We start from the raw sequence: 21030 nt of genomic DNA, 5'->3' as shown, positions 1-21030 counted from the left end.
TGGCCTCCTCGTACGGGCGGACTAGCGGCGGATGCCGGTCGCGAACGGCAACGTATTAACGAATGCCCGGTGGTGCTCACGATCGCACCACTCAAGCTTCAAATACGACTTACCGGCGGAAGCGCGAATGGTGCGCTTGTCGCGCGCCAGCGCTTCCGGGGAGCGCGAGGACACCGTGATGTAGCCGACGAGGTTGACGCCGGCGGCGCCGCTCGCCAGGTCCTCGCCGCGCTGGTCGATCCGCCCGTGGTGGGCGACGTCGCGCGGGTCCACGACCCGGTTCATCTTCGCGGCGCGGCTGGCGTCGGCGTCGTCGTTGGTCTTCTCGGTCAGCATCCGCTCGATGGCCACATCGGTGGGTTCGAGGTCCATGGTGACCGCGACCGTACGGATCACATCGGGGGTGTGCACCAGCAGCGGCGCCAGGAAGTTCACCCCGACCGGCGTCATGGGCCACTCCTTGACCCACGCGGTGGAGTGGTTCCAGGGCGCGCGGGTCGACGACTCACGGGTCTTGGCCTGCAAGTACGTCGGCTCGGTCGCGTCCAGCTCGGCCGGCCAGGCGTTGCGGCGGGTCATCGCCTGGATGTGGTCGATGGGGTGGTCCGGGTCGTACATCGAGTGCACCAGCGACGACAGCCTGGCCTGGCCCAGCGGCTGCCTGACGCGGATGTCGGCCTCGGCGAGACGGGCGCAGATGTCGTTCAGCTCACGGGCCATCACCGCGGCGAGTCCCGCGTCCTTGTCGACCTTCACGCCGCGGCCCGAGGTGGCGCGTGCCATCGCGTTGCCCTCGGCGGCCAGTTCGCGCGTGAAGTGCATGCACGCCACCAGATACGCGCGGTGCTGCTCGGAGGAGGTCGACACCATGGACTGGAGCTGGTCGTAGGAGTCCTTGAGCCAGTTCTCTGCTGCCGGGTCGCCGCGCTGGGCGACGTCCTTGGCGTGGGCGTCAGGGTCGGCGGGCAGGGTGCGGGCGAGCATCTGAAGCCGGGTCACGAAGCCGTCGCCGTTGGCCACATGCTTCAGCAGGGTGCCGAACCGCTCGACCAGGGCTTCCTGGTCCTCGCTGTCGCGCAGCCCGACGCCGGGTCCCTCGATCTCGATGGCGGCCGTCACCGTACGCCGGTCGACGTGCAGCAGCACCGCGATCTCGTCGGGCCCGAACGGCGCCGCCAGCCAACTGATCCGCCCGATCCCCGGCGGCGGCCCGACCTCGACCTCGCGCCCGTCGAGCCCGATCCCGGCCTCCTCGATCCCCGACCGGTAGGTGGGAGAGACCCGCAGCGTACGGCGGAAGGTGCGGTTGATCTCGAACCAGCGGTAGAACGTGCGCCGCCGGTACGGCATGTACACCGCGGCCAGGGCCAGCATCGGCCAGCCGACCAGGCCGACGATGCGCAGAAGCAGCACCGGGACCAGCAGGCCGCACAGCATGCCGAGGCCCGCTCCGGCCACGATCAGCGCGATCTCGCCGGTCTCCCGGTTCTTGCCCACGATCGCGTTGGGCCGGGCCTTGCCGATCAGATACGTACGGCGCGGCTGGGTGAAGGGCTGGGTCGTCACCGGCGATCACCTCCCTGCGAATTGCCGTTGTTCGATCCTGAGCCCGAGCCTCTGCCGAAGTTCGAGCCGAAGTTTCCGCCCCCGAAGCCGTTGCCACCGGTACGTGAGCCACCGCCGGAGCCGCCGCTCCCGCCGGACGGTCCCGGATTGCCGGTACGGCTGCTGTGCGCGGCCACCCCGCCTGCCACCGGGTTCGACGGCTGCGAGCCGCCGCCCTGCGCCTGCTCCTGCGGGCCGCCGCGCGCGCTGTGCGTGTTGATGCCCTGCCGCACCAGCGCCGCGGGCGACGAGATCACCGCGGCTGCCTGGCTCTGGCCGCTGGCCTTGCGGTTGTTCCGCAGATTCACCACGTCGTCGCCGAAGCCGGGCACGAAGCGGTAGATCATCGCGCTCGCGAAGATCGCCAGCAGGATGATCGACAGGCCGGACACCACCGCTGAGAACGCGTCAGGCCCGTCCTTGGACGACGACAGCGCCCCGGCCAGACCCAGCACGATCACGATCACCGGCTTCACCAGGATCACCGCGATCATGATCCCGGCCCAGCGGCGCACGTGGCCCCACATGTTCTTGTCCACCAGGCCCGCGTACACCGCGGTGCCCAGCAGCGCCCCCACGTACAGCAGGGCCGCCCTGATCACCAGTTCGAGCCAGAGCACACCGGCGGCCAGGATCGACACCATCGACACCACGATCAGCATGATCGGGCCGCCGCCGATGTCCTTGCCCTTCGTCAGCGCCCCCGAGAACGACCCGAAGAACACATCCGTGTTCGACGACGTCCCCGACGAGATCACCTCCGTGACCGCGTCCGTCGCCGTCACCACCGTGTACAACACCAGCGGTGTGAACGCCGACGCCAGGACCGTCAGCCACAGAAACCCGACGGCCTCCGTCAGCGCCTCCGTCAACGGCACCCCGCGCACCGCCCGCTTGGCCACCGCCAGCAGCCACAGCACCAGCGTCAGAATCGTCGACGCCGCGAACACCACCGCGTACTGCCGCAGAAACGCGGTGTTCGTGAAGTCGACCTGCGTCGTCTTCGTCACCGCCTGGGACAGCTTGTCGATCGTCCACGCGGCGGCGTCGGCGCAGCCCCGCCCGAGGGACGTGAGCGGGTCGAGCGTGGTGCTGGAGTCGGTCCCGCCCTTGGTGGAGGTGGAGGGCGCGCCGTTCTCGCAGTACGACTTGGCCGGGCCGCGGATGAGCGCGCAGGGGTCTTTGGTCGCCGTACCCGAGCCCGGGGCCGTGGCCCTGGGCGAGGGATCGGCCAGCGCGCGCGTGGCGAGCAGCACCGCGGAGACCTGAACACTGCCCAGAACGGCGGCCAGGGTCAGGACACGACGACTACCGGGCATAGGTGAAGCCTCCGAACCCGTTCACTGCGTTGGTCATGTCCTGGGCCGACGAGGCGGCCTGGTCACGTCCTACCGGAGTGGGGCCGTCCTTCTGCTGGAAGGAGACGATCTTCCAGTCGTTGCCGACCCACTTCAGCTCGAACGTGTTCGTGTACCAGCTCTCGGCGACCGGGTTGGTGGACCCCTCGCCTGCCAGACCGAACAGCGACGAAAACCAGACGCTCACGGTGGCCGTGTCCCCGCTGATCTTCTCCGCCTTGGCGCCGACCGGGTTGACCCGGGAGATGAACGTCATCCCGGTCGGTGCCGTGCCGTCGGGCTTGAGCCCTATCCGCTGGAGGAAGGCCGCGTCGGAGTAAGCCTTGTCGAGATCGCTCTGCACCTTCGCGGCGGCGTCGGCCGCGTACACGGTGTCGACGATCTCGTGGCGGCGGGCGGCGGAGTACATGCCGTCGCCTCCGAGGAAGACGGCGTAGTTCGCCGCCGCCGACTGCGCTCCCTCCCCGCTGTGCGCGAAGCCGGAGGGGATGCCGCCGCTCTTGCCGGTGACCGGCTTCTGGCCGGAGGGGGCGGTAGGGGCGTCCGTGCCGGTCTTGCCACCGCCACCGCCACCGCCGCTGGAGCCGGCGGTGGCGCCGGAACCGGCCGCCGTGCCGTTGTCGGCGGAGCCGGAGGAGGACGGGTGGGAGCCGCGGTTGGCGAAGGCCAGGGCCGCGACGAGGAGGGCGACGATGCTGACGACGGTGACCAGGGCGCGCCGGGGCTGGGGGCGGCGGCCACCGCCCCCGTGGCCGCCGTGGCCCTCCGGCATCCGGGTCCTGGTCGGGGGTCCGTCCTGGCCGAGGCTCATCGTGCCTTCGCCCCCTGGGGCGCCCGCGCCGCGGGCACGCCGGAGCGGCGTGTGGCACGGACGGCACCGCTGCTTGGTTGAGTGGGCATCAGCACGCAGCCTCAGGTGGGAAGGTGGAGCCTGGGACGGGCTCCAGGGACGTCGACGGAGAAGCGGACACGAAGTGGGACGGGCGGCTGTTTCCAGCGGGTCTCGGGTCTCGGGTCTAGACGGCCATCCCGTACACGATGGTGAACAGCGTGCCGAGTGATCCGATGATGAACACGCCGGTCAGCCCGGCGATGATCAATCCCTTGCCCTGCTCCGCGCTGAAGGTGTCGCGCAGCGCGGTCGCGCCGATCCTCTGTTTCGCCGCGCCCCAGATCGCGATGGCCAGGCACAGCAGGATCGCCACCGCCATGACCACTTCGATCATCACGCGTGCTTCATTGCCGAGGGACCCGAAGGGTCCCCAGTCCGGTGCGATGCCACCGATGATGGTGTTGATGTCGCCCTTAGCGGCTGCCACGAACATGTAACTCACCACCCCGCTCGATCAGTTGGCTCCCTCGCCGGGGCGCAAGGGTCCAGGGTCTATCTTGGCCGAGGATGACGCTGTTGCATGTCGACTCAACGACTTTCTCGGCGGATCGTCCGTGTGATCCGGCCCGTAGCCGTCAAAATAGTGCGCGGACCGGTGTTCGATAGGACGTAGACGACTACTCTGTGTATCACGAGCGTCACCGTAGGGCAACGATAGGAACGTACGAGACCGTACGAGTGCGTGTTCGGGAACCGAGAGGAAGGGTCGCCCTGTGGCGCGGAAGATCTGGCTCCCCGTCATTATCGGCTGTGGCCTGTGCTTTTCGTTCCTCGCGCTGCTCGTGGTGGGCACGTACTCGGCCGCGGCCGGGCTCGCGGGCGGTGGCGGCGGCGGGACGGTGACGCTCGCCAAGGGATCGGTTCCGGCCATATATCAGTCGCTCGTCCAGAAGTGGGGCAATCTCTGCCCCGCGCTCAACCCGGCACTGCTGGCGGCGCAGCTCTACCAGGAGAGCGGATGGAACCCGCGGGCGCAGAGTCCGGCCGCCGCGCAGGGCATCGCGCAGTTCATTCCGGGCACCTGGGCCACCCACGGCATCGACGCCAACGGTGACGGCAAGGCGGACGTCTGGGACCCGGAGGACGCGATCCCGTCGGCCGCCTCGTACGACTGCGAGTTGGCGTCGTACGTGAAGAACGTGCCGGGCGACCGGACGGCGAACATGCTGGCGTCGTACAACGCGGGCGCGTACGCGGTGATAACGGCGGGCGGTGTCCCGCCGTACGCGGAGACCCAGAACTACGTGAAGATCATCACCAGCCTGTCGAAGAGCTTCGCCGCGCCGGTCGGCCGGGTCGCGCCGTCGCAGCAGGCGGCCGGGGCGATCTACTACGCGCAGCAGCGGCTCGGCACCGACTATCTGTGGGGCGGCGAGGGTACGGCGGCGCAGGGCGGGCGGTTCGACTGCTCCGGGCTGACGCAGGCCGCGTACCACTCGGTGGGGATCGAACTGCCGCGCGTGGCCAACGACCAGTGGAACGCCGGGGCACACCCGTCGCGGGCCGAACTCCTCCCCGGCGACCTCGTCTTCTTCGCCACCGACCTGACCGACCCGCGCACCATCCACCACGTCGGGATCTACGTCGGCGGCGGCTACATGATCGACGCGCCGCACACCGGGGCCAAGATCCGCTTCGACCCGATCGGCTCGGCGGACTACATCGGGGCGACCCGCGTCACGCGCGACGGTGCGGCGGCGCTGCCGACGGCTCTGTAAGTCCCCGCCGCCCGACGCGGCTTTCGTGTCAGCTCTGCGTAAGGCTCTGGCCTGTGCGCCGGGCCGCAAATGGGCCAGATCGTCCTCTCCGGTCACCCTTGGATAACGGCATGGTGATCTTCTGGCGAAGACCGGAACGCTACGTAGCGTGTCGGTCGTTGTACGGGGGAGAATGGCGCGGGACGCAAGCGACGGGGGTTGCAGACGAGCCGAGCCGTACAGGCACAGTCAGTGAGTTGCTAGGTAAGGGGCACCACCCATGGCAGCGGTCGCCAATGACAGCGTGAACCCCGACATCAGCCTGCTCCGCGACATCAACGACCTGGCCAAGCACGCCCCGCGCGGTGTTGACCGGGCCGTGGAGTTCATCGGCGAGTACGGGCTGATCGGCCTCACCGTACTGCTGGCCGCCCTGTGCTGGTGGCGCGTCGCCCGCCGCGCCCCGGTCCCGGACGCCCCGGCCGCCGTCGCCGGTGTGCTGTGGTCCGGCCTCGCCGCCGGCATCGCCCTGCTGCTCAACATCCCGATCCGCGCCCTGGTCCAGCGGCCAAGACCCTTCGTGGACCACGACGGCATCGACGTCCTGGTCCACGGCAAGACCGACTACTCCTTCGTGAGCGACCACGCCACGCTGACCGCCGCCATGGCCGTCGCCCTCTTCATGGTCAGCCGCAAGGTCGGCACCGTCGCCATACTGCTCGCCCTCGGCGAGGGCTTCTGCCGCGTCTACATGGGTGTCCATTACCCCACGGACGTCATCGGCGGCTTCGCCCTCGGCGCCGCCACGGCCCTCCTCCTCGCTCCCCTCGCCCTGGCCCTCCTCACCTCACTCACCACCGCGGTCTCCCACTCCCGCGCGGCCTCCCTCATCCACTCCCGCCACCGCCTCGCCACCACCCCCGCACCCCCGCGCCGCGGCCAGCACTACCCCCACCAAAGCGCCCACGACAAGGACCTCGCCGCCTGACGCTCCCTCACGCGGCTATGGCACGTCGTCACATGTCGTCGGGGTGAGGAGCGGCCGGGGAGCCGTCGTCGGTCATGCACACCGAGACGGACTGCCCCGTCCGGTGTGAAGAACGCCACAGCTCCGCCTGGACGAGACCGCTCGGCAGCCGGGTGAAGACCCGGGGAAGGCCGGCGTCGACCTTGAAGCGCTTGGCGGTCTCGGACACCTGTGCGCGCTGGCCGTCGGTGAGATCGGTCTCGGTGATGACACGCGAGGCGCCGTTGACGGCGTTCACCAGGAGCTTGGCCTGGCTCGTGGCCTTCGCGTTCAGCCGTATCCACGAACCGTCGGTGAACGTGAGACGCAGATCGGGATGGGCGCCCGAGTACGACATGACCTCGGCGTGCGTGATCGTGGAACGCGGCGTCGACCAGAGGACTTCGGCCTCGTCCGGGCTCTTCGGCCCGTAACCGACGACGTACACGCTCCGGTCGGTGACCGCGAGGTCCGTGGCGAGGAGGGCCACGCCCGCGCGGCGCGGCACCCGGTCGGGGTCCAGCTCCCATGGCACGTTCCGTGCGAGCGCGCCACGCTCGGCCCACATGACGGGGAAGTCCTCGACCTCGTTCTCCGGGTCCTGCGATTCGCGCGGCCCCTGCGGTTCGCGCCCACCGCCCACCCCCGACGGCCCGCCCAGATTGACGATCGCTCCGACCACCGCGGGAACCCACCGCAGCATTCCGTTCACCGCGCGCTGCTCGCGCTGCTCCGAGGCGTCGAGCACCGCGAACTCCGGCCGCGCCGGCCAGGCCTCGTCGGCCTGCAACTCCGCTTCGATGTCGCGCCTGTCAGTGCCGCGAAACGACCGTCGCCCCTCCACGAGGCGGGACACACCCGTCGCGAATTCGATCGGCCATCGGATCTGGAGCACCTCACCGGGCGCCGGCTGCCATGTCATTCCCTGTGCCCAACCTCAGTGGTCGCTCGCGGACTGATGAAAGCGGTCCCCCAGGTGTACAGCCTCGCCGATGTGCTGCGGTATGGACCACACCTTCGGCGCGAGCTTGAGCCCGGCGTCGATGTTGCGGCCGAGGCCGGTCAACGGATCGACGGCGAGTCGGCTCTCCTTGGCGATGAGGTTCCATCCCTTCGTACCGATGAGCTGGCCCTTGGCGATGTTGTTCTCCGCCACCATGGCCAGGCGCCCCTTCATCCCGGTCGCGCTGATCCCCTCCACGCTCTTCTTCCCCCACAGGGCGATGTTCTTGAACTTGACGCCTCCGGAGACGACTTCGTCCGCCTTCCCCACCCAGTTGATCCCCTCCGTGGCGCCCTTCGTGATCGCCGAACCCACCTTGTAGGCCCTGCCGAGCTGAACTGCCCGTTCCGCGGCTGTCACCCCCTTCACGGCCGTCGACGCGCCCTTGGTGAACGCGGTGAGTCCCGGAAGGGAGCCGAGCGCGTCGAAGCCGATACTCAGCCAACTCACGTCCGCACCAGCCAATTTGGCGATCAAGTGTGTGGCCAGAGCCAAGGCGCTCGTGGCCACCGCCAGCCCGGCGAAGATCGCGCCGATGGGCTCGAAGGGCAGCGTCAGGATCGCCAGCATTCCGAGGATGCCGCTGAGGTCGCTGAGCAGGTCGCCGATGAGTTTGATGATGTCGGCGTTGTCGTTGACCCACTGGACGGTGTCGTTCCAGGCGTCCTCGACGCCGTGGGCCAGGCGGCTGAACAGGCCCGGTTTGTCCGGGGCGATGTCGCCGGCCTTGTCGAGGTCGTGGCTGATGGAGGTGGCGGCGGTGGTGAAGCGGTTGTGGAGTTCTTCGGCGCGGTGGCGTACGCCGTCGAGGGCGTTGGTGGCGTCGGTGACGGCTTGTTGGGCTTTGGCGTCCTTGCCGAGTTGGGCGGGGGTGACGAAGGCGGGCCGGTCGCCTGGGGGGTGGGGCGGGTCGGCGGCGGACTTCGCGTGGTCGAGGGAGCCCTGTTTGGTGGCGGCTTCCTTTTCGAGGGCGTCGGCCTCGGCCTGGAAGCCGTGGAGTTGGTCGGCCCAGCGGGACAGGGCGCTGGAGGCGCGGCCGAAGGAGTCGTGCGCCTTCTTGATCAGGGGCGCGACGTCGCTGTCGATGTGGGAGACGAAGGCCGTGGCGGCCTCGCCCTTCCAGTAGCCGCAGTCGAGCCGGTCCAGCTCGGTGACGGTCGCCGTCAACTCTCCGTGCAGATCGCCCAGTTGGCGCGCCAGGGCGCGCGTCCTGTCCACGTCCCCCGGCGTCGGGTCGAATCCGAGCAGCGGGAACTTCCCCGCCCGCGCGTCCCCCATCGAACCCACCCTCCCCGCCCCGCCCGAAGCTCTGGTGTTCGAGTGATCGACGCTATACGTACGGTGATCGACGTGACAAGTGGGGCCCCTGGGGTGGGCGCGATTCCGGGAGTGAAGGGTGTGTGAAGTGTGCTGCGAACCGGTACCGATCACGGGAGGGCCCTACAGCCCCACGACGCGCGCCGGTAATGTCAAGGGCTACGCGCAACTGACTCGGTAACTGGACGACTCACGGGGGATCTCATCGTGACCCGCTCATCCCTGCCCATCGCCGTCGCCCTCGCAGCGTCGGCGGGCCTGCTGCTGACCGCTTGCGGTGGGGGTGGGTCGGACAGCTCGGACAAGATTCAGCCGTCGGGGACGGTGACGACGGCGGCGCCTACGGCGACGACGGCTTCGCCTACGCAGGCGGCGGGGCCGAACGCTCCGAAGTTCGATCTGCCGTCGGGCATCACCACCGACTTCAAGGGCTTCGACAGCAGTGACCCGAAGAAGCAGGCGATTCTGTCGAGTGCGAAATACGCGGCGCTCTCAATCCTTGAGTTCGAGGCGAAGGTTTACACAAAGGAGACGCCGAACTTCAAGCGCTTCTGGACGGGTGCCCACGGCGCGACCTTCGCGGACTCGATCATCTCGCAGGGCAAGGACGGAAGTGTCATCACAGGTGACTACCCGTACTACAACGCCGTGGTGAAGACGCTTCAGGGCGGGACCGGCAACGTCTCGGTGCAGTACTGCGAAGACCAGCGAAAGGCTTACGCCAAGGACTCCAAGACCGGAAAGGTCACGGTCACGACGCCGTCCCTCTCGGACTTCCGCTTGTGGACGCTGCTCATGACCAAGAGTCCTTCGGGTGAATGGACCGTATTTGACCACACCTGGGTTCAGGGGGCGAAGCAGTGCCAGGTAGCTTGATGCACACACTCGTACGAGGCGGCGTGGTTCTCCTGACGTGCACTGCCGTGCTGACTGCGGGCGTCACCACTGCTTCAGCAGGTAACGGCAAATCAGGCAAAGGCTCTGGAACCACTACTACCACCGGGGACGGGACCACCTATACCGCGCATGTGGACTACGTCCACCGCGGGACGGGGGACGGGGACAATCCGCAGCCGGTGAGGTCGTCCAATGCCAACTTCTCGCCGCCGGTGTGCTGGTACACGGCCATGACTCCGGCGCAGATGAAGGCGGAGATCATGGCGCGGTTCTACAAGGCCGGTCACGACGGGTCGGGCACGACCTACAACTTCTACAACGATCAGAACAACGAAATGGACGGGTACAAGTACAACGAGGGCAAGGACGGTAATTGGTGGGTCCTTACCTGGGACGAAGTACAGTTGAACCAGCCGAACCATGGCTTCTGCCCCTATGACGACGGGTACTTCTGGCGGCCGCCCGCCGACCCGCCAGCCGGACAGATCACCCCGAAGATGTTGGCCGACGCCGCGTACGGGCAGATGAAGCTGCCGTCCAAGGGTGTTGACCTCAGTCCGGCGCCGGAGAATCAGAAGGTCAATCTGCCGACGTATGTGAAGTTCCAGCGGGCGAACGCGCAGGTGTCGGTGACGGCGCAGCTCACGGAGCCGAATGGGCAGGTGCTCGCGGCGACGGTGACGGCGGTGCCGCAGAGCCTGAGGGTGCAGGCGGGGACGCAGTACGCGCGGCCGGGGAGTTGTGAGTACGACCTCGGCGGGGCGGCGGCGTTGAACTCGGCGGGGGCCGGATGCAACGTCACATACCTGAAGGCGAGCGCGGGGACGTATCCGTTCACGGCGGACATGACGTGGCGCGTGTGGTGGACACCGACCGCGAATTCGCAGCCCAACGGTACGCCGATGGACGCGGGATTCTCCGAGTTCCAGCAGGACGTCACCGTGCAGGAGATTCAGGCTGTCAACCGCTGAATCGCGGTGGGTCGCTTCACCTTTGCTCGGGTTTCCTCCGGGGGCTAGAGGGCCTGGGGGAAGGTGAAGAGGCGGTGGGGGTCGAGGTGGGATTTGAGGGTGGTGAGGCGGGGGGCGTTGGGGCCGTAGTAGGCGGTGCGCCAGGTGGGGAGGGTGGGGTCGGCGTAGTTCTGGTACGCGGCGCCCGAGGCGTAGGGGGACATGGCCTTGTGGGTGGTGTCGAGCCAGCCGGTGGTGGAGAGGGCGTCCGAGGCCAGGTATTGGGTGAGGACGCGTGAGGTGCGGTGGCAGAAGGCGGTGTCCGTGGGGGACGGGCGGTTGACCGCGCCGCCGAGGGCGGTGAGGGCGATGCTGCCGGCGCCGTCGCCGGACTGGGCGGAGAGCCGCTCGACGGCCGAGAGCAGCGTGGAGATGCCCGCGTCCGGCAGGTCCTTGTCGTAGAAGTCGGAGCGCGCGGTGTAGGTCTCGCGGTGCAGGTGCCCGGCGGGGGTCAGACGGCACTGGGCGGCGGACAGACCGGAGCAGCCCGCGTACGAGAAGGTCGCGTCGAGGTAGCTGTGCGGGCGCAGCGAGACGGTGCTGGCGTCGGCGCCGATGCCGGCGGCGAGCCGGTCGGTGGCGGCGGCGAGGTCGTCGCGGGAGCCGGTGGAGAGCATCGGGACGGCCACGGTGGGGGAGCCGCCGGCGTCGCAGTCGAGGTGCAGGGCGGACCAGATGTGGTCCGGCTGGTCGGGGCCCCAGCGCTGCCAGGCGCGGATCACGGCGGCGGCCCGGCTCCACGGCCAGGTGAGGTAGCCGGTGACGACGCCGTCGGGCATCGGGTGGGTGGCGAAGCGCAGTGATGTGACGACGCCGAACTGGCCGTTGCCCGCGCCGCGCAGCGCCCAGAACAGCTCGGGCTGCGAGTCGGCGGAGCAGTCGAGGACCCGGCCGTCGGCGGTCACGATGGTGGCGCCGACGAGGCTGTCGCAGGTCAGGCCCATGGAGCGGCTCATGACGCCGTGGCCGCCGCCGAGCGCGAGTCCTGAGACGCCGACGGTCGGGCAGGACCCGGCCGGGATCGTCCGGCCCCGCTTGCCGAGGGCGGAGTAGACGTCGATGAGCTTGGCGCCCGCGCCGACCGTGGCGGTGGTGCCGTCGAGGCGGATCGAGTTGAGCCGGGAGACGTCGATGACCAGGCGGCCGTCGCCGCTCGACCAGCCCGCGTAGGAGTGGCCGCCGCTGCGGATGGCCAGCGGGGTGGCGGTGCGGCGGGCGAAGTCGAGGCACGCGCGGATGTCGGAGGTGCCGGTGACGTACGCGATGCCCGCCGGACGCAGGCCGTCGAAGCGGGTGTTGTACAGGATCCGGTCGGCGGCGTACGCGCTGTCGTCCGGGCGTACGAGGCCGCCGTCCAGGGACGTGGCGAGGGCCGGCCAGTCGGGCTTGACAGGGGGCGCGGTGGTGGCCGCGGTCGGCGTGGCGGAACCGCCGGAGGACGACGGGGGCGCGGACGTACCGCCCTTGGCGTCGTCGCCGCTGTCGGGTCCGCAGCCGGTCAGCCAGGCGGCGGCCAGTACGGCCCCGCCCGCCTTGAGCGCGGTCCTGCGCTCGACCCGGTCGCCCTTGTCCATACGGTCACCCCGGTCACTTCGGTCCTCCGGGTCCGTCAGGACCGCAGGCTCCACACGACTCACTTGCCCCACCGCCTTCGCCTATCCGTAGACGTGCGAATCATGAGCCCGGTTGCGGAGCGCGAGGCGCGGGGCGAGAAGACTACAGCGGGGCGGGAACGGTACGGCGGGGTGAGCACAGTACGGCCGGGTGAGCGCAGTACAGCCGGGCGCGACCGGCGCGAAGAGCGGGAACGCGGCGCGCGTCAGCCGGAGATGTGCTCCTCCGCATCGCGTCTCGCACGGTCCCTGGCCCGCCGGGCCGGACCCTTCCAGCCACACGAGCAGCGGGCGACGGCGAAGGAGCCGCGCTCGACGATCGACGTCCGGTGGCCACCGTCCGGAGCGTCGGCCGGAGTTCCCGATGGAGTTCCGGCTGAAGCTGTGACGGAGGCCCTGGCGGAATCCTGCTCGGCACGCAAGTTGAGCACGAGACCACCGTAGCGGGCGTGACGGGGCACTTCCGACAGTCGTTAGACGCCATAAGGCCCCGGCCGGTCGAGGCCGGTCCAGGAATGCTCCAGGAATGGCTCAGGGATGGTGGCGGCGATGGCCCCGGGGGTAGCGACGGTACGGCGCGCGACGGCAGTACGGCGGCGCCGAGGACGTACGAAGGCCGCCATGGCCGCGGCGCTCGGCTGCGCCTGCGGGGCCGCCCTGCTCACCGGCTGCGTCGGGCAGGGCGCGGCGGCCGAGAGCGGCAAAGACGCCAAGGGGCACGACCCGGCGCAGGCGGTGCGCGGCGCCGCGGACGTCCTCGTACGGGCGGGCAGCTCGCACGTGGACACCTCGATGCGGATGGCCAGTGGCGGCACCTGGCTGACCATCACCGGCACCGGCGGATTCGACTACGTGAAGCGGCAGGGCGAACTGCGGCTGCTGCTGCCCAGGGACGCGGCGGGCGCCGAGGAGCACAAGCCGATCATCGAACTGCTCACGCCGGGCGCCCTCTACATGAAGGACCGCGGCGAGGGCGTGCCCGAGGGGAAGTGGGTACGCGTCGACACCGACCGGCTGCCGGACGGCAATCTGGTGACCGGCGGCGCCACCGAGCCGCTGGCCGCCGCCGAACTGCTGCGCGGCGCCCAGGACGTCGAACTGGTCGGCGTCGAGACCCTGCGCGGTACGAAGGTGTGGCACTACCGGGGGACCGCCGACATCGGGCGCGCGGCGAAGGCCGCCGCGCCCGGCGTACGCGGGCCCTTGCAGGCGGCGGCCAAGGGGTTCACGGTCACCCGGGTGCCCTTCGACGCGTGGCTGGACGAGGCGGGGCGGCTGCGCCAGGTGAGCCAGCGGTTCACCTTCAGCTCGGACGACCAGAAGGACAAGAAGATCGGCAAGAAGGACGACAAGCAGGCCGGACAGAACGACAAGCAGACCGGCGAGAACGCCAAGGGCGGCCCCGACACCCCCCGTACGACGACCGGTGCTAGCGGCCGTACGACGACCGCCGCCGCGCCCGACGTCACCGTGGTCTCTACCACTCGCTTCGACGATTTCGGCCGCGCCGTCCCCGTCACCATGCCCCGAGCTGCCGACATCTGGACGGGCAAGATCGTTTCTTCCCAGCAGGGGTAAGGGGTCTTCGCGGTAACGGCCCTCACCGGAAAGGGCGTTGTCGAAATGGTCCATCCGTGCCATGCGCGGACCGGGTGCCGGTCCCTACCCTGGCTTGAGGCAGTGGCAGACAGCCAAGAGCCAGGCACTCGTGGACGAGGAGGTGGTGCGCGTATGGCGCCGTCGCCCGGAATGCTGGTCGTCCAGGACGATCCGGTGGCCCTCGCGGAGATCGAACTCTGCGGTGAGCTGATGATCGCCGCGTCCACCGCCGACGAGGAGCGGCTGAGCTTCGCCCGGATCGACGAGGTGCTGGGGGTCGCGCGCGACCGCGAGTCGATGCCCGCGCTCCTGGTGCGCGCCCCGCTCTCCGACCGCGCAACCGGCTGACACCGGGGCGCGCCGCCCGTACGCCCCCCGGAACGACCGGGAAAGCCGCTCCCGGAACCCCTGGAACCCCTTGGAACCCCCGAACCCCCCTGGAACCCCCGGAAGAACCGACCCCGCCTACGTCCGCAGCAGCCGGGCTATGGCCGCCGTCGCCTCCGCCACCTTCTCGTCGATCTCCGGTCCGCCGCCGACCGCCGCCGCGGCCACGCAGTGCCGCAGGTGCTCCTCCAGGAGCTGGAGGGCGAAGGACTGGAGGCCCTTCGTGCTCGCCGACACCTGGGTGAGGATGTCGATGCAGTAGACGTCCTCCTCGACCATCCGCTGCAAGCCGCGGATCTGCCCCTCGATCCGGCGCAGCCGCTTGAGGTGGGACTCCTTGTCATGGCTGTATCCATGCGGCCCCTGGGGGCGCGAAGATGGGCCGGAACCCGTGTCCGCCCCCGCGTCCCGAGGTGACTGTTCCGGCGTGATCTCCGCCTCAACCCCGGCCGGTTCCCTGGCCTCCGTCGTCATCGTCAACCCCGCCCTTCCTGTCCCGTTATACCCCTGCCGGGTATATCGTACCGAATCGACACCTTGTGCGACGCATCCCCGGTGAGGGGGACACTTCTGGATGGGCGACACTGGGTGACGCCCATTAGCCGTGGCCGGATGATGCGCCTAGCATCAACGAGACCGAATCCGATGCACACCGAGGACCTCACGTGCGCTTTCGTCTGACCCCCAGGGAGACGAGCTTCTACGACATGTTCGCCGCGTCCGCGGACAACATCGTCACCGGTTCGAAGCTCCTCATGGAACTGCTCGGGGCCGATTCGGCTACCCGGACCGAGATCGCCGAGAGAATGCGGGCGGCGGAGCACGCGGGGGACGACGCGACCCACGCGATCTTCCACCAGCTCAACTCCTCCTTCATCACCCCCTTCGACCGCGAGGACATCTACACCCTCGCCGGGTCGCTCGACGACATCATGGACTACATGGAGGAGGCCGTTGACCTGGTCGTCCTCTACAAGGTCGAGGAGCTGCCGAAGGGCGTCGAGCAGCAGGTCGAGGTGCTGGCACGGGCGGCCGAGCTGACCGCGGGAGCCATGCCGAACCTGCGCACCATGTCCAACCTCACCGAGTACTGGATCGAGGTCAACCGGCTGGAGAACCAGGCCGACCAGATCCACCGCAAGCTGCTCGCGCACCTGTTCAACGGCAAGTACGACGCCATAGAGGTGCTCAAGCTCAAGCAGATCGTGGACGTACTGGAAGAGGCCGCGGACGCTTTCGAGCACGTGGCGAACACGGTGGAGACCATCGCGGTCAAGGAGTCCTGACCTACGTGGACACCTTCGCTCTGGTCGCGACCATCGGGGTCGCGCTCTTCTTCACGTACACCAACGGGTTCCACGACTCGGCGAACGCCATCGCCACCTCGGTGTCGACCCGCGCGCTGACCCCCAAGGCCGCGCTGGCCATGGCCGCCGTGATGAACCTCGCGGGCGCGTTCCTGGGCAGCGGCGTCGCCAAGACCGTCAGCAAGGGGCTGATCGAGACCCCCACCGGCCGCAACGGCATGGGCATCCTCTTCGCCGCGCTCGCCGGTGCGATCATCTGGAATCTGGTCACCTGGTACTTCGGTCTGCCGTCGAGTTCCAGCCACGCGCTGTTCGGAGGTCTGGTCGGCGCCGCGCTGGCCGGCGGCGTCACCGTGCACTGGTCGGGCGTGGTCGACAAGGTCATCGTCCCGATGTTCGTCTCGCCCGTGGTCGGCCTGGTCGTCGGCTATCTCGTGATGCTGGCGATCCTCTGGTTCTTCCGCCGCGCCAATCCGCACAAGGCCAAGCGCGGCTTCCGTATCGCGCAGACCGTCTCGGCGGCGGCGATGGCGCTCGGCCACGGTCTCCAGGACGCGCAGAAGACGATGGGCGTGGTCGTCCTCGCCCTGGTCATCCACGACCCGAGCAACGGGTACGGCATCCCGATCTGGGTCAAGTTCGTGTGCGCCGCGATGATGTCGCTCGGTACGTACGCGGGCGGCTGGCGGATCATGCGGACGCTGGGGCGTCGCATCATCGACCTCGACCCGCCGCAGGGCTTCGCCGCCGAGACGACGTCCGCGGGCATCCTCTACGCGACCTCGTACATCTTCCAGGCGCCGGTCTCCACGACCCACGTCATCACCTCCGCGATCATGGGCGTCGGTGCGACCAAGCGGGTCAAGGCGGTGCGCTGGGGGGTGGCCAAGAACATCGTGGCCGGATGGTTCATCACGATGCCCGCCGCCGGTCTCGTGGCCGCCATCGGCTTCTACCTGGTGCGGCTGATCTTCGGCTGACCCGTCGGGCGACCCCGGCTGATCTCCGGCTCACCCGTCGCGCGACCCCGGCTGATCTTCGGCTGACCCGTCGCGCGCATCAAGGCGACGCCCCCTGACATGGGTTCGGCCCCGCTTCCCGTCACCGGGAAGCGGGGCCTGCGCCTTGCGGTGGCACCGCCATGCAGCACCGCGCGGCGGTCCTGTCACCCGAAGCGGCCCGAGATGTAGTCCTCGGTGGCCTGGACCGACGGGTTGGAGAAGATGCGCTCGGTGTCGTCGATCTCTATGAGCTTGCCGGGCTGGCCGACCGCGGCCAGGTTGAAGAACGCGGTGCGGTCGGAGACACGGGCGGCCTGCTGCATGTTGTGCGTGACGATCACGATCGTGAAGCGGGTCTTCAGCTCACCGATCAGGTCCTCGATGGCCAGGGTGGAGATCGGGTCGAGCGCCGAGCACGGCTCGTCCATCAGCAGCACCTGCGGCTCGACCGCGATGGCGCGGGCGATGCACAGCCGCTGCTGCTGGCCGCCGGACAGGCCGGAACCGGGCTTGTTGAGCCGGTCCTTGACCTCGTTCCAGAGGTTGGCGCCCTTGAGGGACTTCTCGACGATGGTGTCCAGCTCGCCCTTCTTGCGGACACCGTTGAGCTTGAGACCGGCCGCCACGTTGTCGTAGATCGACATGGTGGGGAACGGGTTCGGCCGCTGGAAGACCATGCCGACCGTGCGGCGTACGGTCACCGGGTCGACGCCCGTCCCGTACAGGTTCTCGTCGTCCAGCAGCACCTTGCCCTCGACGCGGCCGCCGGGGGTGACCTCGTGCATGCGGTTCAGGGTGCGCAGGAAGGTGGACTTGCCGCAGCCGGACGGGCCGATGAAGGCGGTCACGGTGCGGGGCTCCACGGTCATCGAGATGTCCTCGATGGCCTTGAAGGCGCTGTAGTACGCGGTGAGGCCGCTGACGTCGATTCGCTTGGCCATGGGGATCACTTCTCTTCTCAAGGTCGTCTGATGTCGGCCGCGTCAGCGACCTGCCACGCGGCGGAGCCGCTCATCGATGCTTCGGGGCCTTCCAGCGGGCGATGCCGCGGGCCACCAGGTTGAGGATCATCACGAAGGCGATGAGCACCAGAGCCGCGGCCCACGCGCGGTCGTAGCTCGGCTCGTTGCCGTTGCCGTACTGCTGGTAGATGAAGAACGGCAGCGACGACTGCGGGTCCTTGAAGGGGTCCGTGTTGATCAGGTTGCTGCCGAACACCAGCAGGGCGATCGGCGCGCTCTCGCCCGCGATGCGGGCGATGGCGAGCATGACGCCGGTGGTGATGCCGCCGATCGCGGTGGGGATGACGACCTTGACGATGGTGCGCCACTTCGGGACGCCCAGGGCGAGGGAGGCCTCGCGCAGCTCGTTCGGGATGAGCTTGAGCATTTCCTCGGTGGAGCGGACGACGATCGGCATCATCAGGATGGCCAGGGCCAGCGAGCCGGCGAAACCGGTCGCGGGGGCCTTGCCGATCAGCACGAACCACATCGAGAGGATGAACAGACCGGCCACGATCGACGGGATGCCGGTCATGACGTCGACGAAGAAGGTGACCCACTTCGCGAGCGCGCCCTTGCCGTACTCGACCAGGTAGATCGCGGTGAGTATGCCCAGCGGCGCGGCGATGACCGCGGCGATGCCGACCTGCTCCAGGGTGCCGATGATGGCGTGGTAGACGCCGCCGCCGGGCTGGATGGTCAGCACGTTGTTCATCGAGTGCGTCAGGAAGTTGACGTCGAGGACCTTGACGCCCTTGCTGATCGTCGTCTCGACCAGCGAGTAGAGCGGGATGACGGCCAGGATGAAGCTGGACCAGACGAGGCTGGTGGCCACCCGGTCCTTGGCCTGGCGGCGCCCCTCGACCTGCGCGGTGATGACGTACGAACCGGCGACGAAGAGGAGCAGCGCGATCAGGCCCCACTGGATCTTGCTGTCGAGCCCGAAGCCCGCGCCGATCGCTCCGGCGACGACGACGGCTCCGGCCGCGATGGCCAGCGGGGCCCACTTGGGGAGCTGACGGGAGGCCAGCGGCGGCGTGGCGGGAGCCTCCGCCGGGGCCGGCGGCTTGTCGTCCACGATCAGGTCGCTCATGCGTTGGCCCCCGAGTACTCCTTGCGGCGGGCGATGATCAGTCGGGCCGCGCCGTTGACCAGCAGGGTGATGAAGAAGAGCACCAGGCCGGAGGCGATCAGCGCGTCGCGGCCGAACTCGTCGGCCTCACCGAACTTGGCGACGATGTTCTGCGAGAAGGTGCCGCCGAGCGGGTCCAGGATGTGCGCGGACAGTTGCGGCGAGGCGGACAGCACGGTGGCCACCGCCATGGTCTCGCCGAGCGCGCGGCCCAAGCCCAGCATCGAGGCGCTGATGATGCCGGAGCGCGCGAAGGGCAGCACCGACAGGCGGATGACTTCCCAGCGGGTCGCGCCGAGCGCGAGCGCCGCCTCCTCGTGCATCTTGGGCACCTGGCGGATCACTTCGCGGCTGACGTTGGTGATGATCGGCAGGATCATGATCGCCAGCAGGATGCCGACGGTGAACAGCGACCGGGCGGCCGAGTTCGGGTCCTGCTTCTCGAAGATGACGGTCCAGCCGAAGTACTTGTCCAGCCAGAGGTTGAGGCCCTTGAGGTGCGGCACCAGGAAGAGCGCGCCCCACAGGCCGTAGATGATGCTGGGCACCGCGGCGAGCAGGTCGATCACGTAGGCGATCGGACCGCCCAGGCGGCGCGGTGCGTAGTGCGTGACGAACAGGGCGATGCCGACGGCGATCGGGACCGCGATGACCATCGCGATGACCGAGCTGACGACCGTGCCGTAGGCCAGTACCGCGATGCCGAACACCGGCGGGTTGAGGCTGGCGTTCCACTCGAAGGTGGTCAGGAAGTTGCCGTGGTCCTTGGAGATCGCGCTCACCGAGCGGACCGTCAGGAAGATGGCGATGGCCGCCATCACGACGAGGAGGAAGATGCCGGACCCGCGGGAGAGTCCCGCGAAGATCCGGTCGCCGGGCCGGGTGACGGTCTTCGTCTCCACCGGTGGCGCGGTAGGGGGAGGGGCGGTGGTGGTCATAGGGATTTCTCCGGTCTGGGTGGGGGACGTTCGGTCCCCCGGCGGCGGTGCACCGGATGTACGGCGGGCCCCGCGGTCGCCAGGACCGCGGGGCCCGCCGACTCGACTAGGACAGGGCGGTGATGGTGGAGCGGACCTTCGTGGCGATCTCGGTCGGCAGCGGGGCGTAGCCGGCCGCCGAGAGCTTCGCCTGACCGGCGTCGCTGGCGATGTAGGTCAGGAAGGACTTGGTGAGCGGCAGGGTGTCGGCCTTGTTGCCCTTGTCGCAGGCGATCTCGTACGTCACCAGGACGATCGGGTAGGCGTTGTCCGCCTTGGTGGTGTACGCGGCGCCCAGGTCCAGGGACAGGTCGGAACCGGTGCCGACGACCTTGGCGGAGGCGATACCGGCCGACGCGTTCTGCGAGGTGGCCTCGACCGGCGCGGAGGCACCGGTGTTGATCTTCACCGTCGGGATGGTGCTGGCGGTCGCGTAGGACAGCTCGAAGTAACCGATGGAGCCCTCGGTCTGCTTGACCAGCGCGGCGACACCGGCGGACTTCGCGGCGGCCTGGCCGCCCTTGCCCATCCACGCCTTCGCGTGCTCGTACGGCCAGTCGGCCGGAGCGGCGCCCTTCAGGTACTTGGTCAGGTTGTCCGTGGTGCCGGACTCGTCCTGGCGGTGCACGGTCTGGATCTTGGAGCTCGGCAGGGTGACGCCCGGGTTGAGCTTCTTGATCGCTTCGTCGTTCCAGTTGGTGATCTTCGAGTTGAAGATCTTCGCCAGGGTGGGCGCGTCCAGAACCAGGTTGCTCACACCGGAGAGGTTGTAACCGACGGCGATCGGGCCGCCGACCATCGGGATGCTGATGCCCTGGCCGTTGGTGCAGACCTTCTTCGAGGCGGTGACCTCTTCGGGCTTCAGCGGGGAGTCGGAGCCCGCGAAGGCGTCCGTGCCCTGGTTGAAGTCGACGATGCCCTCACCGGAGGACGAGGTCTTGTAGTTGATCGTCGCGCCCGAGCAGGCCTGCTGGTAGTCCTTGACCCACGACTCGATCGCGTTCTGCTGGGCACTGGAGCCGGAGGCCAGGATCTGGCCCTTCTCACAGGCGATGCCGCTCGCGTTGGCGCTGCTGTCGGACGAGCTGGCCGAGGCGCTGCCGCTGGGCGTGGACGTGGAGTCGTTGTTGTTGTCCGAACCACAGGCGCTCAGGACCAGCGCGCCGGTAATCGCGACCGCGCCGACGGTCAGGGCCCGCAGCCCGTTCTTACGCTGAAGCTTCACCTT

The 21030-nt window shown here is 68.9% G+C and carries 21 protein-coding genes; 8 read left to right on the top strand and 13 right to left on the bottom strand.

Annotated elements, in window-relative coordinates; genetic code table 11:
• Nucleotides 1-21 precede the first annotated feature (21 nt).
• The 4 genes from ACIO6U_RS32440 to ACIO6U_RS32425 form a co-directional block, all read right to left on the bottom strand.
• Entirely contained in the window at nt 22-1566 is a 1545-nt protein-coding gene (locus ACIO6U_RS32440) for an SCO6880 family protein (RefSeq protein WP_188285554.1), read from the bottom strand.
• The gene (locus ACIO6U_RS32435) at nt 1563-2924 is read right to left on the bottom strand and encodes a hypothetical protein (RefSeq protein WP_391164017.1); all 1362 of its coding nucleotides are present in this window, start codon (nt 2922-2924) and stop codon (nt 1563-1565) included. The genes ACIO6U_RS32440 and ACIO6U_RS32435 overlap by 4 nt, the downstream gene beginning before the upstream one ends.
• Complete coding sequence (locus ACIO6U_RS32430) at nt 2914-3774, bottom strand: hypothetical protein (protein WP_401724540.1); 861 nt, start codon at nt 3772-3774, stop codon at nt 2914-2916. The genes ACIO6U_RS32435 and ACIO6U_RS32430 overlap by 11 nt, the downstream gene beginning before the upstream one ends.
• A 205-nt stretch (nt 3775-3979) precedes the next feature.
• The gene (locus ACIO6U_RS32425; protein ID WP_093717809.1) at nt 3980-4288 is read right to left on the bottom strand and encodes a hypothetical protein; all 309 of its coding nucleotides are present in this window, start codon (nt 4286-4288) and stop codon (nt 3980-3982) included.
• A gap of 280 nt (nt 4289-4568) precedes the next feature.
• On the opposite strand from ACIO6U_RS32425, the gene ACIO6U_RS32420 reads away from it, so the two are divergent.
• Together ACIO6U_RS32420 and ACIO6U_RS32415 are read left to right on the top strand one after the other, a co-directional pair.
• Nucleotides 4569-5573, top strand: a complete 1005-nt coding sequence (locus ACIO6U_RS32420) for a bifunctional lytic transglycosylase/C40 family peptidase (RefSeq protein ID WP_355341827.1) — start codon at nt 4569-4571, stop codon at nt 5571-5573.
• A 259-nt stretch (nt 5574-5832) separates the two neighbouring features.
• Entirely contained in the window at nt 5833-6540 is a 708-nt protein-coding gene (locus tag ACIO6U_RS32415; RefSeq protein WP_401313693.1) for a phosphatase PAP2 family protein, read from the top strand.
• 28 nt (nt 6541-6568) lie between these two features.
• Here ACIO6U_RS32415 and ACIO6U_RS32410 read toward each other — a convergent pair whose 3' ends face one another.
• Together ACIO6U_RS32410 and ACIO6U_RS32405 are read right to left on the bottom strand one after the other, a co-directional pair.
• Complete coding sequence (locus ACIO6U_RS32410) at nt 6569-7480, bottom strand: hypothetical protein (protein WP_401724535.1); 912 nt, start codon at nt 7478-7480, stop codon at nt 6569-6571.
• Nucleotides 7481-7495: 15 nt separating this feature from the next.
• Nucleotides 7496-8839, bottom strand: a complete 1344-nt coding sequence (locus ACIO6U_RS32405; RefSeq protein WP_401724533.1) for a putative T7SS-secreted protein — start codon at nt 8837-8839, stop codon at nt 7496-7498.
• Between the two features lie 246 nt (nt 8840-9085).
• Here ACIO6U_RS32405 and ACIO6U_RS32400 point away from each other — a divergent pair, with 246 nt between their 5' ends.
• A complete protein-coding gene (locus ACIO6U_RS32400; protein ID WP_401724531.1) occupies nt 9086-9754 on the top strand; it encodes a hypothetical protein in 669 nt (222 codons plus the stop codon).
• Nucleotides 9755-9906: 152 nt separating this feature from the next.
• Nucleotides 9907-10746, top strand: coding sequence for a hypothetical protein (locus ACIO6U_RS32395; RefSeq protein WP_401724528.1), 840 nt, complete (start codon nt 9907-9909; stop codon nt 10744-10746).
• Between the two features lie 44 nt (nt 10747-10790).
• Here the strand turns inward: ACIO6U_RS32395 and ACIO6U_RS32390 are convergent, their stop codons facing one another.
• Together ACIO6U_RS32390 and ACIO6U_RS32385 are read right to left on the bottom strand one after the other, a co-directional pair.
• Nucleotides 10791-12359 (bottom strand): FAD-binding oxidoreductase, encoded by a 1569-nt coding sequence (locus ACIO6U_RS32390; RefSeq protein ID WP_401724526.1) that lies wholly within the window; start codon nt 12357-12359, stop codon nt 10791-10793.
• A gap of 245 nt (nt 12360-12604) precedes the next feature.
• Nucleotides 12605-12820: a hypothetical protein gene (locus ACIO6U_RS32385; protein ID WP_401724575.1), complete on the bottom strand. Its 216-nt coding sequence runs from the start codon at nt 12818-12820 to the stop codon at nt 12605-12607.
• Nucleotides 12821-13019: 199 nt separating this feature from the next.
• Between ACIO6U_RS32385 and ACIO6U_RS32380 the strand changes: the two genes are divergently transcribed.
• A complete protein-coding gene (locus ACIO6U_RS32380; RefSeq protein ID WP_401724523.1) occupies nt 13020-13976 on the top strand; it encodes a hypothetical protein in 957 nt (318 codons plus the stop codon).
• Nucleotides 13977-14129: 153 nt separating this feature from the next.
• Nucleotides 14130-14345, top strand: a complete 216-nt coding sequence (locus ACIO6U_RS32375; RefSeq protein ID WP_391049753.1) for a hypothetical protein — start codon at nt 14130-14132, stop codon at nt 14343-14345.
• A 117-nt stretch (nt 14346-14462) separates the two neighbouring features.
• Here ACIO6U_RS32375 and ACIO6U_RS32370 read toward each other — a convergent pair whose 3' ends face one another.
• On the bottom strand, nt 14463-14858 hold the full coding sequence (locus ACIO6U_RS32370; RefSeq protein ID WP_391049799.1) for a metal-sensing transcriptional repressor: 396 nt from the start codon (nt 14856-14858) through the stop codon (nt 14463-14465).
• A gap of 191 nt (nt 14859-15049) precedes the next feature.
• Here ACIO6U_RS32370 and ACIO6U_RS32365 point away from each other — a divergent pair, with 191 nt between their 5' ends.
• Together ACIO6U_RS32365 and ACIO6U_RS32360 are read left to right on the top strand one after the other, a co-directional pair.
• Complete coding sequence (locus tag ACIO6U_RS32365) at nt 15050-15670, top strand: DUF47 family protein (protein ID WP_188285542.1); 621 nt, start codon at nt 15050-15052, stop codon at nt 15668-15670.
• Between the two features lie 5 nt (nt 15671-15675).
• A complete protein-coding gene (locus ACIO6U_RS32360; RefSeq protein ID WP_355341853.1) occupies nt 15676-16671 on the top strand; it encodes an inorganic phosphate transporter in 996 nt (331 codons plus the stop codon).
• 185 nt (nt 16672-16856) lie between these two features.
• Here the strand turns inward: ACIO6U_RS32360 and pstB are convergent, their stop codons facing one another.
• The 4 genes from pstB to pstS all read right to left on the bottom strand — a co-directional run bounded on the left by pstB (nt 16857) and on the right by pstS (nt 21027).
• Complete coding sequence (pstB, locus tag ACIO6U_RS32355) at nt 16857-17633, bottom strand: phosphate ABC transporter ATP-binding protein PstB (protein WP_188285540.1); 777 nt, start codon at nt 17631-17633, stop codon at nt 16857-16859.
• 70 nt (nt 17634-17703) lie between these two features.
• Nucleotides 17704-18786 carry a phosphate ABC transporter permease PstA gene (pstA, locus tag ACIO6U_RS32350; protein ID WP_355341857.1) on the bottom strand — a complete coding sequence of 361 codons (1083 nt, stop codon included), beginning with the start codon at nt 18784-18786 and terminating at the stop codon, nt 17704-17706.
• A complete protein-coding gene (pstC, locus tag ACIO6U_RS32345; protein ID WP_355341860.1) occupies nt 18783-19763 on the bottom strand; it encodes a phosphate ABC transporter permease subunit PstC in 981 nt (326 codons plus the stop codon). Before pstC ends, pstA begins: the two co-directional genes overlap by 4 nt.
• Nucleotides 19764-19869: 106 nt before the next feature.
• Nucleotides 19870-21027, bottom strand: a complete 1158-nt coding sequence (gene pstS / locus ACIO6U_RS32340; RefSeq protein WP_355341863.1) for a phosphate ABC transporter substrate-binding protein PstS — start codon at nt 21025-21027, stop codon at nt 19870-19872.
• Nucleotides 21028-21030 lie beyond the last annotated feature (3 nt).

The sequence above is a fragment of the Streptomyces sp. NPDC087422 genome, from assembly GCF_044744145.1.
Classification (GTDB): domain Bacteria; phylum Actinomycetota; class Actinomycetes; order Streptomycetales; family Streptomycetaceae; genus Actinacidiphila.
The sequence above is the reverse complement of the archived record's forward strand: the minus strand, read 5'-3'. Positions and strand labels throughout refer to the sequence as shown.